Origin of the sequence: Enterobacter cloacae complex sp. 2015409 (assembly GCF_041365315.1) — a bacterium.
GTDB classification, from domain to species: Bacteria; Pseudomonadota; Gammaproteobacteria; order Enterobacterales; family Enterobacteriaceae; genus Enterobacter; species Enterobacter pseudoroggenkampii.
In genome coordinates this window covers 593504-606063 of record NZ_JBFTVM010000001.1, presented here as the reverse complement: position 1 = coordinate 606063, position 12560 = coordinate 593504, and the positions used below count along the sequence as shown (strand labels likewise).

The following is a 12560-nucleotide window of genomic DNA, read 5'->3' as shown; positions in this document are numbered from 1 at the left end:
GATGCTGCACTTCACCAGCGACCAGTGGGTTCAGTGGCTCGGCGTCTATTTCTGGCCGATGCTGCGCATCATGGCGCTGATCTCTACCGCCCCCATTCTTAGCGAGAAATCGATACCCAAGCGCGTCAAGGTGGGGCTGGGCATTATCATCTCCATTATCGTCGCGCCCTCTCTCCCCCCTGTGGATATTCCGATCTTCTCGGCGAACGCGGTGTGGGTCGCCCTGCAACAGGTGATGATTGGCGTCGCCGTCGGCTTTACCATGCAGCTCGCCTTCGCCGCGGTGCGTACCGCAGGGGAACTGATCGGTCTGCAGATGGGGTTATCGTTCGCCACGTTTGTTGATCCCGGTAGTCATCTCAACATGCCCGTGCTGGCGCGCATTATCGATCTGCTCGCCATGCTGCTGTTCCTGTCGTTCAACGGCCATCTGTGGCTTATCTCCATGCTGGTGGATACGTTCCATACGCTGCCGATTGGCGAAAATCCGGTGAACAGCAACGCTTTCCTGGCGCTCACCCGCGCGGCGGGGCTGATCTTCCTGAACGGGCTGATGCTGGCGCTGCCGATCATCACCCTGCTGCTGACCGTCAACCTGGCATTAGGTTTACTGAACCGAATGGCGCCGCAGCTTTCGGTGTTTGTCATTGGTTTTCCGCTGACGCTGACGGTTGGAATTTTATTAATGTCATTACTGATGCCACTTATCGCTCCCTTCTGTGAACATTTATTCGGCGAGATATTCAACCTGTTAGCGGATATTGTCAGCGAACTGCCTCGTAAATAATAGCCCGCACTGTTGCTACTGTCTTTCTGAGGATATTCCTAAAATAAAACACGAAAAACATCTTCCAGGATATATCTGACGCGGTTTAATTGTTTCTAACCATCTCACAATACTTAATATTTACTTTACTTTAAGAAGATTCCTGGCAAATTATACGTAACTTTACGGGATAGTGAGTCCGCCTGAAAGTCTTTGTCATGCTCACAGGTTTATTATTTTTTTCCATCCCGTATGGCTGTTTTGAGCTCTCAGGCAGATGGTGAATTATCGTTACGCATTGAGTGAGGGTATGCCATGTCAACGATCATTATGGATTTATGCAGCTACACCCGGCTAGGGTTAACCGGGTACCTGGCAAGCAGAGGGGTAAGAAAGAGAGACATCAACGATGCACACACCGTTGACGAACTCGCAGCCGCTTGTGACGAACTAAAACCAGGCGTGGTGTTTATTAATGAGGACTGTTTCATTCACGATCCAGCCAACAGTCAGCACATTAAGCAAATCATTAATCAGCATCCTAAAACCCTGTTTATTGTTTTTATGGCGATCGCGAATATCCATTTCGATGAGTATTTGTTGGTCCGTAAAAATTTATTGATCAGTTCTAAATCGATTAAACCCGAGTCGCTGGATGACATTCTGGGTGATTATTTGAATAAAGAAGTTAAGAATGTAGGAGCGGTTAACTTACCCACCCTATCATTAAGCAGGACTGAATCAAGTATGCTGCGAATGTGGATGGCGGGACAAGGAACTATTCAGATCTCGGACCAGATGAATATTAAAGCGAAAACCGTTTCGTCACACAAAGGAAATATTAAACGGAAAATTAAAACGCATAATAAGCAAGTGATCTACCACGTGGTACGCCTGACCGATAATGTGACGAACGGGATTTTCGTCAACATGCGTTAGTCGCTTAAGACCCTGTGCACCCTACCTTTGATCTCTGGCCTGGCCAGAGATTTTTGCTTCTATGAGGTTGTCGGGCACGCGCTGTGCTACCCGACGCCGTGCTAGTCTGCCTTCTCAACAAAAATACCGTCCGGATGCCCCAGTTCGTTAAAAAACCAGATGCCGAGCGGGTAGTCTTCCAGTGATACCAGATACATTGTACCTTCGCTAAACTCTTCAATTGCCAGCACCACGCCCGGGCGGCGTGGCCCACCGTCCGTTTTAACCGTTACCCGATCGTTGACCTTCATACATTCCTCCTCTGGTTTTGAGCCAGTGTAGAACAAAACGCAAAAACACACATCGCCGCCCGGCGTGAATGGCGTTTTTATCTACAGTCTATACTTAGCGATGGACCCGGCTGAATGAGGAACCCCGCAATGAAGACCGATAAAGAGTACAGCGACACCATCAAGCGCGAAGTCGAGGTGGATGTCGATGCCCTGCTGGCCGCCATCAATGAGATCAGTGAGTCAGAAGTCCGCAGGACGGACGACAATTCGGACCGCGTCATTGTTAACGGAAGGGATTATCACACCTATCGTGAGCTGGCCGAGGCCTTCGAGCTTGATATTCACGACTTTAGCGTGTCTGAAGCCAATCGGTAGGGCGAAAAAAATCCCGGTCATGGGGATGACCGGGATCAAAACTTGCTTATGCAAGAAGCACTTGAAAATTCGTTACACCAGGAAATCTGATGTACACGCCACACTATCCCCAACGAATTTGTCTGACAAGCATATATTCTTAGGATGAATATAATATTTTTAACATAATGCTTTTTGTTATGAGCAATAACATACGCCGAATGCGGGTTTGCCAGGGACTGTTCCCATTTCTCCTGTTAACACTTCGGTTATTTTTTAGGAATTTTCTTAGAGCGAAGCGCAGCTATCACGGGAGTCACTATGCCTTCACTGCGGGATACCTTGCTGATTTTTTCTGACCTGGATGGCTCGTTGCTGGATATTCATACCTATGAGTGGCAGCCCGCAATGCCCTGGCTGGACAGGCTACTGGATAATCAGATACCGGTCATTCTCTGCAGCAGCAAGACCGCGGCAGAGATGCTGGATATCCAGCAGGATCTGGGTCTGGAAGGCCTGCCTTTTATTGCCGAGAACGGCGCGGTAATTCAGCCTGACGTGCGTTGGGAGAAGGTTCAGCGCCAGATCAGGGGGATGACGCACCGGGATATTCGCCCGCGGGTCGAACACATTCGCCTGCAGACGGGCTTTAAGTTCACCACCTTTGACGACGTGGACGATCGCGTTATTAGCGAGTGGACCGGACTGACGCGCTACCGTTCGGCGCTTGCCCGCAAGCATGAAGCATCCGTCACGCTCATCTGGCGCGATACCGACGAGAAACTGGTTCAGTTTGAAGAGCAGCTGGCGCACAGCGGTCTGAAATGCCTGCAGGGAGCGCGCTTCTGGCATATTCTGGACGGCCGCTGCGGTAAGGACGTGGCGGTTAACTGGCTGATTGCGCAGTACCGCGAGCAGGAAGAGATCGAACCCACCACGCTGGGGCTCGGCGACGGCCCTAATGATGCACCGTTGCTCGACAGCGTTGACTTCGCGGTGGTCATCAAGGGTATTAACCGCCAGGGCATCACGCTACGGGACGATAACCCCGGGCGGGTTTATCACACCCGGCAGCCCGGCCCCGCGGGCTGGCAGGAGGGACTGGATCACTTCCTGTCCTAATCCCGCCAGACGACCCGATTACGGCCGCACTGTTTGGCCTGATACAGCCGGGCATCCGCCACGGACTGCAGCTGTTCAAACTCGTAGTTACCCGCTTCATCCGCGCTGCTGACCCCCAGCGATGCGCTGATGCGCAGAGTCGTGCTCTTCTTCACCAGGATCTCCTTGCTGTCGATCCGGCAGCGAATGCGCTCGGCGACGCCTCTCGCCTCTTCCAGACCGATCCCCGGCAGGACAACGCAAAACTCTTCCCCGCCTACACGCCCTGCCACATCATTTTTGCGTAGCGCGCTGGCAATCAGTCCTGCTGTATGCGATAGCACCTTATCACCGGCCTGATGGCCGAAACGGTCGTTGATGTTCTTAAAATGGTCGAGATCGATCTGAATCACCGAGAACGGCAGCGACTGCTGGCGACAGGTTTCCGCCAGCAATTTTGCGCGATCGAACAGCGCGCCGCGGTTATTCAGCCGGGTAAGCGGATCATGCCAGGCCTGCCACTGGAGCGAGTGCTGAAGCGTGTACATGTTACTCACCATCCGACGGATCACCAGCCACGAGATCAACAGCATGGCGGTAAAGAGCGCCCACAGCAGCGCCAGAACAATACTGATGCTGCCGAAGTCGTCCTGCACTCCTTCGTGCAGGGTGTGGATCCGCAGGACAACGCCATCGAAGTGATCGAGCCGCTCCCAGCTAACGAAACGGCTTCCGAGGCGGATCCCGCCGCCGGTAGCGTGCTCAATAGCCTGAGCAATCTGCGCCGTTTCGCGTTCGTCAAAATGGTTAACCGCGTTTTCCGCGTGGGCTGAGGTGGCAATCATATTGAGCCGGGTATCGTACAGCTGATACTCCCCCTCCGTTCGATCTTCCGTCGCATCGGCCAGCAGACGCTGCATCGTGCTCAACGTAAAATCCATCGCCACGACGCCATACCAGTAATGATCGAAATAGATGGGAACGCTGGCGGTGATCGTACGTTCATCATTGGTCCAGGATGAAGGGGTAGAGATAAACCAGCGCACCGCGCGAGCGCGATTGTTCCGTTCCGACTGCTGGGTAAACCAGGACTGCGTGACCAGATGATAATAGCGGGAGGTAATATCACCCGCCTGGTCCGGCGTATCCGTGGAAACGAAAAATCCGGCGCGGGACACGTAGATCACGCGCGCTTCCGTTTGCGCTCTCGATGACGCCAGCCTGAGCAGATACCCCACTTCGAGCGCGGCAGAAATTTCGTGGCTGATGCGCTCGGCGTCACGATTCAGAAGCGTGGTTTTTTCGACGAACGCGTCCGAAACGCCATTAATGGGAAGGGTGCGTTTTTTATCAACGGCAAGCTGCCAGGTGGGGAGCGTGCGGACGGTGTTAAAGCGTGACACCGCGTTCTGTAATGCATCAAATGCCAGCGGCGTCTGGATTGCATCACGCATGCCCTGACGGAACAACAGCATCCTGTCCACGCTGTTCTGTAACTGCCTGTCCAGCGAACTGGCCACCGTATCCAGATGGTTGCGCTGGCTGGAGATATACGCCTCTTCGAGGACCACCACCTCACGCCAGGTCAGAAGCGTGGAAAACACCAAAACGACCAGAAAACAGAGATTAACAATCAACCCCGGATTGCTACGCTTATGCAGCCATTGCAAAAATGATTGTCTTACAACAAAGGTATCGCGCTGCACACACACTCCATGATGACGGCCTTACACCCGGTACGTGAGATAAAAACGCCCGGCAAAGCCGGGCGTTATGTGATTAAGCCTTGTCCCGCTGGTGCTGCCCGTCCCCCGGCTGAAGCTCATCTTCACGAAATGCTTCCCGCTTGATGCTATAGCCATCGTGCCACCGACATTCCACCATTCCGCTGGAATACCCGGTGACAATCATACGTGGGCCGCCCTTCTTAGGCTTAACTTCATCACTGACCAAAAAGACCATACCTGCCTCCTGTATCAGGGTGAAACTGTTTCAATTTAGACGAGGAATGGTCTTTTTGCATCCCACAACGGGTAACAATTAGTGCGACGTGCCGCGTATTTTTTCAACCAGCTTGACCGCCGCGACCACGATAGCGCCAATGATAAAGCCCAGCACCAGATTCAGCAGCGTGGGCAGAATCGCCGCGACAACGGCACCCTGCGTCGAGGAAAAATGTTCGATAGCATGGTGCAGCGGCGCAATGCCGTGAACCACGATCCCGCCGCCCACGAGGAACATCGCCAGCGTGCCCACTACCGACAAACTCTTCATCAGCCACGGAGCCAGCACCAGCAGGCTTTTGCCGATGCCTCTTGCTACCGCGCTCGACTTTTCTTCCAGCCAGTAGCCGATATCATCCAGCTTCACGATCAGTCCCACCAGGCCGTACACGCCTACGGTGACCAGAATGGCGATGCCGGAGAGGATAAGAACCTGATTCAGGAGCGGTGCGTCGGACACGATGCCCAGCGTAATGGCGACAATCTCCGCGGACAGGATAAAATCGGTCCGAATGGCACCTTTGACCTTATCGCGCTCGAAGGTTTTCGGATCCTGCGCGGCCAGCGCTTCAAGACGCTGCTGGCGCACCTCCGGCGTATCGCTCTGCTTGCGCGCGCTAAAGGAGTGCAGAACCTTCTCAACGCCCTCGAAGCAGAGAAATGCCCCGCCAATCATCAGTAACGGCGTGATGGCCCAGGGAATGAATGCGCTGATCAGCAGCGCCAGCGGCACCAGAATCACCTTATTCAGGAAGGAACCTTTTGCTACGCCCCACACCACCGGCAGTTCACGGTTTGCCCTCACCCCACTCACCTGCTGGGCGTTAAGCGATAAATCATCTCCCAGCACGCCTGCGGTTTTCTTCGCCGCCAGTTTTCCCATCACTGAAATGTCATCCAGTAAGGTGGCAATATCATCCAGCAATGTTAATAAGCTACTTCCTGCCAAAATCTTAATCCTTCATTTTTTGGTAATTAAGTGAATAGTATGGAGCAAAAGCGCCAACCCGGAAACAGGCACCTGACGTCAACAAAAAATTCACATCCGCTACACAATTAAAGGGCTCGCCAGCGCGATAGTTTTCGCGTTTACTATCAGCGAACTTTTTATTTCGTCGTGAGGGATTATGCGTTTCCGGCAACTGCTACCGCTCATCGGGGCACTCTTTTCGCTGTACATCATCTGGGGTTCAACCTACTTTGTCATTCGCATCGGCGTGGAAAGCTGGCCGCCGCTGATGATGGCGGGCATTCGCTTCCTCTCGGCGGGCATCCTGCTGCTGGCCTTCCTGCTGCTGCGCGGGCATAAGCTCCCCCCACTGCGCCCGATGCTGAACGCCGCCCTGATCGGCCTGCTGCTGCTGGCGGTGGGTAACGGGTTTGTGACGATTGCCGAGCACCAGAAGGTCCCGTCCGGGATCGCCGCCGTGGTCGTTGCCACCGTACCGCTGTTTACCCTCTGCTTTAGCCGCCTTTTCGGTATCCGCACCCGCAAGCTGGAATGGCTGGGGATCGGTATTGGCCTGGCCGGCATTGTTCTGCTCAACAGTGGCGGTAACCTGAGCGGGAATCCGTGGGGCGCGGTGATTATCCTGATTGGCTCGATGAGCTGGGCGTTTGGTTCCGTCTACGGTTCGCGTATCGAACTGCCGACCGGCATGATGGCAGGCGCGATAGAGATGCTCGCCGCGGGGATTGTCCTGCTGCTAGCCTCCGCGCTGACGGGAGAAACGCTGACCGCGCTGCCGGACCTGTCGGGCTTTCTCGCGGTAGGGTATCTGGCGCTGTTTGGCTCTATCATCGCCATTAATGCCTATATGTTCCTGATCCGCAACGTCTCCCCGGCTGTCGCCACCAGCTACGCCTACGTCAACCCGGTCGTGGCCGTGCTGCTCGGGACGGGACTGGGGGGAGAAACGCTCTCACCTGTGGAATGGATTGCTCTTGGGATCATCGTATTTGCCGTCGTGCTGGTCACGCTGGGCAAATACTTGCTGCCGGCAAAACCGGTGGTCACCCCTTGCGAGGTTGAGAAACCGTAAGCAGGTGAATGCCCTGCGTGTCGATCTGCGCGGTCTGGCCGCCGCCGCAGATCCACTCTTCCAGCCGTTCGCTCAGATCGGCATCGTTCAGCTTTAATCTGCCTCTCAGCGCACACTCCCAGACGATCAGCACCCGCCAGCCCTGCGCCAGCAGCGTGGTCAGATCCCGCTTGTCGCGCTCGACGTTCTTGCCAATCTTATCCAGCCAGAAATCGGTGCGCGTCGCCGGGACTTTAAACAGATAGCAGTCATGATGGTGCCAGAAACAGCCGTGGGTAAAGATGATGCACTGCCAGGCGTCGATGACGAAATCCGGCCGGCCCGCAAGCGCGGGATCCTGCACGCGGAAGTCAAAGCCCGCCTGCGTCAGCAGCCCGGCCAGTCGCTTTTCGATGGCGGTGTCACGCGTGCCGATGGCACGCATGTTTTTGCTGCGCGTCGCCTTATCGTGAACATCCGTCATTGACGGCCTCACCCTGACGGAGCGCCACCGCCTGTCTGATGCGCGAGGCCAGCAGTTTGGCCACAGCGGCGAACGCGGGAACCACCACCGAATTACCAAACTGGCGGTACGCCTGGGTATCCGAGACCGGAATGCGGAAGCGATAACCCTGCGGCGTTTCAAAGCCCATCAGCCGGGCGCATTCGCGGGGCGTTAAGCGTCGCGGACGGTGACGCTGATTATGCGGATCGTCAAAATCTTTTTCACCCAGCGCCTTGTCCCACCCTCTGTCGATCAGGATTTCCGCGCCGTCTTTGTAGTAGCGAGCAGACAGCGTGCGGGTCACGCTGTGCGGATCGTTCGGGTTTACCATCCCAAAACCGAAGCCGTTACCCTTTGCCTGATGTTTCTTGGCATAGCGGTAGAGGTATTTCCACAGCACCGGGGTGAGGATAAATTTCGCGTCAACGACGGGTTCCAGCAGGTCGGCCACCGTAGGACGCCGCTCGGGATACAAAGACGGGATATCACGCAGGGTGAAATCCCCCTTGAGATTGAGATCGCGGCGGAAACCCACCAGCACGATACGTTCGCGGTGCTGGGGCAGGAAATGTTTCCCATCAATGATTTTGGGATCGTCCGCGCCCATGTCCTGTGAATCGGCCACGTCATAACCCAGCTCATCCAGCGTTTGCATGATAATGCGGAAGGTTTTCCCGCCGTCGTGGCTTTTTAAGTTTTTGACGTTTTCCAGTACAAAAATGGCCGGACGACGGGCGTCAATAATGCGCGCCACGTCAAAAAACAGCGTTCCCTGGGTATCACAGGCGAAACCGTGGGCGCGTCCAAGAGCATTTTTTTTAGAGACACCGGCCAGCGAGAAAGGCTGACACGGGAAGCCGGCCAGCAGCACATCATGCGCCGGGATCGTCTGACGAATGTGTTCGGCGGCCTGTTCATCGCTCACGCCGCTTTTATGGCTCAGGGTGACATCGCGGATATCCGCGTTGAAATGATGCTCGTGCGGATCGCAGTACCAGTTGGCCTTGTAGGTACGCACGGCGTGTTTGTTCCACTCGCTGGTAAACACGCACTGGCCGCCGATGGCTTCAAAACCGTGCCGAATGCCGCCGATACCGGCAAACAGATCGATAAAGCGGAAGGCATAGTTCGGGTGCGCGGCAGAAGGACGCGGAAGCAGGTTTTGCAGATAACGAAATTCGCCTTCGCTCAGGCGACGCCCTGCGCGGTCGCTGGTCAGCAGACGTTTAAGGATCGCCGGGCTCCAGTGGCTCTCGCCGTGCGCCACCAGCAGACTGGCCAGCGTTTTAGCATCATAGATATCCAACAGCTGGCGCAGTAAGGCCTGCACCGTTGCCGTTGATTTCTCAGCCTGCGCGGGCGCGGGCTCTGTCACTGATCGATTTTCCTGCATTCTTTTAACCGGAGAATAAAGACTGGGAACAGATTACCACAGTTCAGTTGCGCAAACTGCGACGGAAGCGGTTCAACACCTGGCTATCCAGCCCGATGCAGTCGCCGTGTAATTCGGCGCTGAGTTTCGCCATAAACTGGATCAGGAAATCGGCATTGTGACGTGCCAGTTCGCGGCCCATTTCCGTTTGCATTGTATCAGGCAATCTCAACAGCTTGGTCTGAAAATGGTCGAGGGCAAACGCACGGTCGTCGAGGGGACGCGCATCGGCAAAGGGATCGTCGGCGTCAAAAAGCGGCACGCCCAGCGCGCCCGAGATGGCAAAGACGCGCGCCAGGCCAATAGCGCCTAACGCTTCCAGCCGGTCAGCGTCCTGCACAATTTTGGCTTCTATACTTTGCGGCGCAATGCCGGCGCTGAAGCTGTGTGCCTCAATCGCGTGCGCAACGGCGGCAGCGTGCTCTGGCGGAAAGTCCGGGAAGTCGCGGCGCAGAATGTCACCCGTCTTGCGTGCTGCCAGCTCTGATGACCGGCTGCGTTCGGGATGGTTCTTCGGCAGGCTGACAATATCGTGAAAATAGCATGCGGTCAGGATCACCAGCGGCTCCACCGTGTGGTGAACCATGATTTTTTGCGCCGTCATCCAGACCCGTCGAAAATGCGAAATGTCATGTGCGGTATCGTCGGTGCTGTGGTTTTCCTCGAGCCAGCGCTCAAATCTGTGCTGCCACCGGGCAAGTTCCATCGTCATGTCCTGTTTGTTTAATGAGAATGAAATATAAAATAGCTGAATTAAAACAATTTAAAAATAGAATTCCGAAATACTTAACAATAATTACACCATATAAATTCAATGAATTAATTCACTTGAATAATAAAGAGATTAATAGAAATATTTAGCAATATTTCATCGAATTTAATTACATTTATTTTTGAAACTAAATAACATCTTCTGGAATAGTATCGACCCTGTAATTACGGAGAGTGATTACATATATTCATATAAATTATCTTTTAAGGGAATATATAATGAAAAGAAAAGTTCTGGCAATTCTGGTACCCGCGTTATTAATGGCAGGCGCAGCAAATGCGGCTGAGATGTACAACAAAAACGGCAACAAAGTTGACCTGTACGGCAAAGTCGATGCGCGTCACACCTTCTCTGACAACCCTGGCGACGACGGTGACGAAACCTATGTGCAGATTGGTTTCAAAGGCGAAACCCAGATCGCTAACGACCTGATCGGTTACGGCCAGTGGGAATACAAAACCTACGCTAACGATACCGAAGGCGCGGGTGACAAATCCTTTAACCGTCTGGCATACGCTGGCCTGAAATATGGCGAATACGGTTCATTTGATTATGGCCGTAATTACGGCGTCGTGTACGACGTTGAAGCCTGGACCGATATGCTGCCGGTATTTGGCGGTGATTCTTACACCTGGACCGATAACTTTATGAACGGTCGTGCTAACGGTCTGGCAACCTACCGTAACCAGGATTTCTTCGGTCTGGTTGAGGGGCTGAATTTCGCGCTGCAGTATCAGGGCGCGAACGAAGGTCAGGATCCTTCAGAAGATCAGGAAGGTACTAAAAACGATCATGATAATGTTCGTTTCCAGAATGGCGACGGCTTCGGTATCTCTACCACCTATGACTTCTCTGGCGATCTCACCGGTCTGAGCCTGGGTGCGGCGTACTCGTCTTCTGATCGTACCAACAAGCAGGTTGGATACGGTAAAAGCTATGAAAGCATCGGTTATGCGGGTGGCGAAAAAGCTGAAGCCTGGACCGTTGGCGCAAAATACGATGCTAACAGCGTCTACCTGGCAATGATGTATGCTGAAACCAGCAACATGACGCCAATCGGTAACTTTGGTATCGCCAACCAGACTCAGAACTTTGAAGCGGTTGCTCAGTACCAGTTCGACTTCGGTCTGCGCCCTTCCCTGGCGTGGGTCTACTCAAAAGGTAAGGACCTGGACGGTAAAGGATTCAATCAGGATCTGGTTAACTACATCGACCTGGGCATGACCTACAGCTTCAACAAAAACTTCTCCACCTATGTTGATTACAAAATCAACCTGCTGGATAACGACGAAGCGCTGTATGACGCATACGGTATTTCCACCGATGACATCGTTGGCGTAGGCATGACCTACCAGTTCTAATCTCCAAAAATATCAAAGGCCGCAATTGCGGCCTTTTTTATATCTTCACTTTATATTACGGCGCTTCCTGCAGCGCCACGCGGATAAACCCGTTATTCTGCGCCAGCAGTTCATGGGCTTTCCACGCATCCAGCCCTGTCAGCACCATTAATACCGCCGTCTTACAGTGATGGTTACAGCTCTCCAGCGCGGCTTTTGCCTCCGTCCTGCTGCATCCCCCCGCTTCCATCACAATCGCGATTTGTCGTTCAGCCCATTTGGTTGTGCCTGCCTCAAGATCCACCCGCAAGTTGCTGTAAACCCGTCCGGTTCGGACGGCCAGCCCGGTGGCGATCATCGAGAGGATCATTTTCTGCGCAATCCCCGCTTTGGTGTTGAGATAGCCTGCGACGACGTCGGCCCCCAGCTCCGGAGCGATAACCATGCTCGCCAGCTGTGCAGCTTCACTTTGCGCATCACCGGTAATAATGGCGACCGGTGAACCCAGCGACCACGCATGGCGCATTGCCCCCCAGACCCACGGCGTTTTTCCGCTGACGGTCACGGCCAGCATCATATCGTGTTCACCAAACTTGATGGCCTGCAAATCGGCAACGCCGTTCTCGTAGCTCCCTTCCCCCTCTTGTGCCGTAACGGCCACCACCGGGGTTTTGCCCGGCGCATAATCATCGGCAACCTGTTGCGCAATGCGCCCTGACGGCCCAGCGCCAACGATGACCAGTCGACCGCCGTGGCTGAGCGTCGCAGCGGCGTTGTCCACCACGCGGGTGAGAGTAGGTAAACAGGGGGTAATCGCAGCAGAAATGAGTGCATCATCCTGGTGAATGACTTTCAGCATGTCCAGCGTGGACAATCTATCAATATTCATCGTGCTGGCGTGCCGTCTTTCCTTGACCGAACCGGTAAGCATAATGCTCATAAACAGCCTCCTTATTATGAGTACCCACACACTATAAAGTGTTTTATATAGATGACCTGCGAGGAGGGTCACGAAAAGAGGACCAAATCCACGCCTTTACATGGCTTTAAGAAAA

General features: G+C 54.1%; 13 protein-coding genes and 1 pseudogene. 6 read left to right on the top strand and 8 right to left on the bottom strand.

Annotated features, from left to right (window positions below; translation table 11 throughout):
• Position 1 precedes the first annotated feature (1 nt).
• Positions 2-794 (top strand): annotated as a pseudogene (gene fliR / locus ACDO57_RS02730) (flagellar biosynthetic protein FliR); the annotation flags it as partial.
• A 287-nt stretch (positions 795-1081) separates the two neighbouring features.
• A complete protein-coding gene (rcsA, locus tag ACDO57_RS02725) occupies positions 1082-1705 on the top strand; it encodes a transcriptional regulator RcsA (protein WP_008500313.1) in 624 nt (207 codons plus the stop codon).
• Positions 1706-1806: 101 nt separating this feature from the next.
• Here rcsA and dsrB read toward each other — a convergent pair whose 3' ends face one another.
• A complete protein-coding gene (dsrB, locus tag ACDO57_RS02720) occupies positions 1807-1995 on the bottom strand; it encodes a protein DsrB (RefSeq protein WP_008500312.1) in 189 nt (62 codons plus the stop codon).
• A 129-nt stretch (positions 1996-2124) separates the two neighbouring features.
• On the opposite strand from dsrB, the gene yodD reads away from it, so the two are divergent.
• Positions 2125-2352, top strand: a complete 228-nt coding sequence (gene yodD, locus ACDO57_RS02715; protein ID WP_013097742.1) for a YodD family peroxide/acid resistance protein — start codon at positions 2125-2127, stop codon at positions 2350-2352.
• 300 nt (positions 2353-2652) lie between these two features.
• Positions 2653-3453, top strand: a complete 801-nt coding sequence (locus tag ACDO57_RS02710; RefSeq protein WP_061714845.1) for a mannosyl-3-phosphoglycerate phosphatase-related protein — start codon at positions 2653-2655, stop codon at positions 3451-3453.
• Here the strand turns inward: ACDO57_RS02710 and dgcQ are convergent.
• From dgcQ to ACDO57_RS02695, 3 genes are all read right to left on the bottom strand, one after another.
• Positions 3450-5138, bottom strand: a complete 1689-nt coding sequence (dgcQ, locus tag ACDO57_RS02705) for a cellulose biosynthesis regulator diguanylate cyclase DgcQ (RefSeq protein WP_048990619.1) — start codon at positions 5136-5138, stop codon at positions 3450-3452. The genes ACDO57_RS02710 and dgcQ overlap by 4 nt on opposite strands.
• Positions 5139-5211: 73 nt before the next feature.
• Positions 5212-5394: a YodC family protein gene (locus tag ACDO57_RS02700; RefSeq protein ID WP_023618677.1), complete on the bottom strand. Its 183-nt coding sequence runs from the start codon at positions 5392-5394 to the stop codon at positions 5212-5214.
• Positions 5395-5472: 78 nt separating this feature from the next.
• Positions 5473-6384: a DUF808 domain-containing protein gene (locus tag ACDO57_RS02695; protein WP_032646386.1), complete on the bottom strand. Its 912-nt coding sequence runs from the start codon at positions 6382-6384 to the stop codon at positions 5473-5475.
• Between the two features lie 178 nt (positions 6385-6562).
• On the opposite strand from ACDO57_RS02695, the gene yedA reads away from it, so the two are divergent.
• On the top strand, positions 6563-7477 hold the full coding sequence (gene yedA, locus ACDO57_RS02690; protein WP_157189394.1) for a drug/metabolite exporter YedA: 915 nt from the start codon (positions 6563-6565) through the stop codon (positions 7475-7477).
• On the opposite strand, the gene ACDO57_RS02685 is transcribed toward yedA, so the two are convergent.
• From ACDO57_RS02685 to ACDO57_RS02675, 3 genes are all read right to left on the bottom strand, one after another.
• Positions 7449-7940: a very short patch repair endonuclease gene (locus ACDO57_RS02685; protein ID WP_048990623.1), complete on the bottom strand. Its 492-nt coding sequence runs from the start codon at positions 7938-7940 to the stop codon at positions 7449-7451. The genes yedA and ACDO57_RS02685 overlap by 29 nt on opposite strands.
• Positions 7921-9336 carry a DNA cytosine methyltransferase gene (locus tag ACDO57_RS02680; RefSeq protein WP_024909740.1) on the bottom strand — a complete coding sequence of 472 codons (1416 nt, stop codon included), beginning with the start codon at positions 9334-9336 and terminating at the stop codon, positions 7921-7923. The genes ACDO57_RS02685 and ACDO57_RS02680 overlap by 20 nt, the downstream gene beginning before the upstream one ends.
• A 61-nt stretch (positions 9337-9397) precedes the next feature.
• The gene (locus ACDO57_RS02675; RefSeq protein ID WP_048990627.1) at positions 9398-10099 is read right to left on the bottom strand and encodes a phosphohydrolase; all 702 of its coding nucleotides are present in this window, start codon (positions 10097-10099) and stop codon (positions 9398-9400) included.
• A gap of 284 nt (positions 10100-10383) precedes the next feature.
• Here ACDO57_RS02675 and ompC point away from each other — a divergent pair, with 284 nt between their 5' ends.
• Entirely contained in the window at positions 10384-11526 is a 1143-nt protein-coding gene (gene ompC / locus ACDO57_RS02670) for a porin OmpC (protein WP_370883499.1), read from the top strand.
• A gap of 55 nt (positions 11527-11581) precedes the next feature.
• On the opposite strand, the gene ACDO57_RS02665 is transcribed toward ompC, so the two are convergent.
• Positions 11582-12445, bottom strand: a complete 864-nt coding sequence (locus ACDO57_RS02665; protein WP_048990628.1) for an N-acetylmuramic acid 6-phosphate etherase — start codon at positions 12443-12445, stop codon at positions 11582-11584.
• Positions 12446-12560 lie beyond the last annotated feature (115 nt).

Bases quoted from the DNA above. Each gene is read 5' to 3' on its own strand.
- rcsA (WP_008500313.1), top strand. From the start codon at position 1,082: ATGTCAACGATCATTATGGATTTATGCAGCTACACCCGGCTAGGGTTA.
- dsrB (WP_008500312.1), bottom strand. From the start codon at position 1,995: ATGAAGGTCAACGATCGGGTAACGGTTAAAACGGACGGTGGGCCACGC.
- yodD (WP_013097742.1), top strand. From the start codon at position 2,125: ATGAAGACCGATAAAGAGTACAGCGACACCATCAAGCGCGAAGTCGAG.
- ACDO57_RS02710 (WP_061714845.1), top strand. From the start codon at position 2,653: ATGCCTTCACTGCGGGATACCTTGCTGATTTTTTCTGACCTGGATGGC.
- ACDO57_RS02700 (WP_023618677.1), bottom strand. From the start codon at position 5,394: ATGGTCTTTTTGGTCAGTGATGAAGTTAAGCCTAAGAAGGGCGGCCCA.
- yedA (WP_157189394.1), top strand. From the start codon at position 6,563: ATGCGTTTCCGGCAACTGCTACCGCTCATCGGGGCACTCTTTTCGCTG.
- ACDO57_RS02685 (WP_048990623.1), bottom strand. From the start codon at position 7,940: ATGACGGATGTTCACGATAAGGCGACGCGCAGCAAAAACATGCGTGCC.
- ACDO57_RS02675 (WP_048990627.1), bottom strand. From the start codon at position 10,099: ATGGAACTTGCCCGGTGGCAGCACAGATTTGAGCGCTGGCTCGAGGAA.
- ompC (WP_370883499.1), top strand. From the start codon at position 10,384: ATGAAAAGAAAAGTTCTGGCAATTCTGGTACCCGCGTTATTAATGGCA.
- ACDO57_RS02665 (WP_048990628.1), bottom strand. From the start codon at position 12,445: ATGAGCATTATGCTTACCGGTTCGGTCAAGGAAAGACGGCACGCCAGC.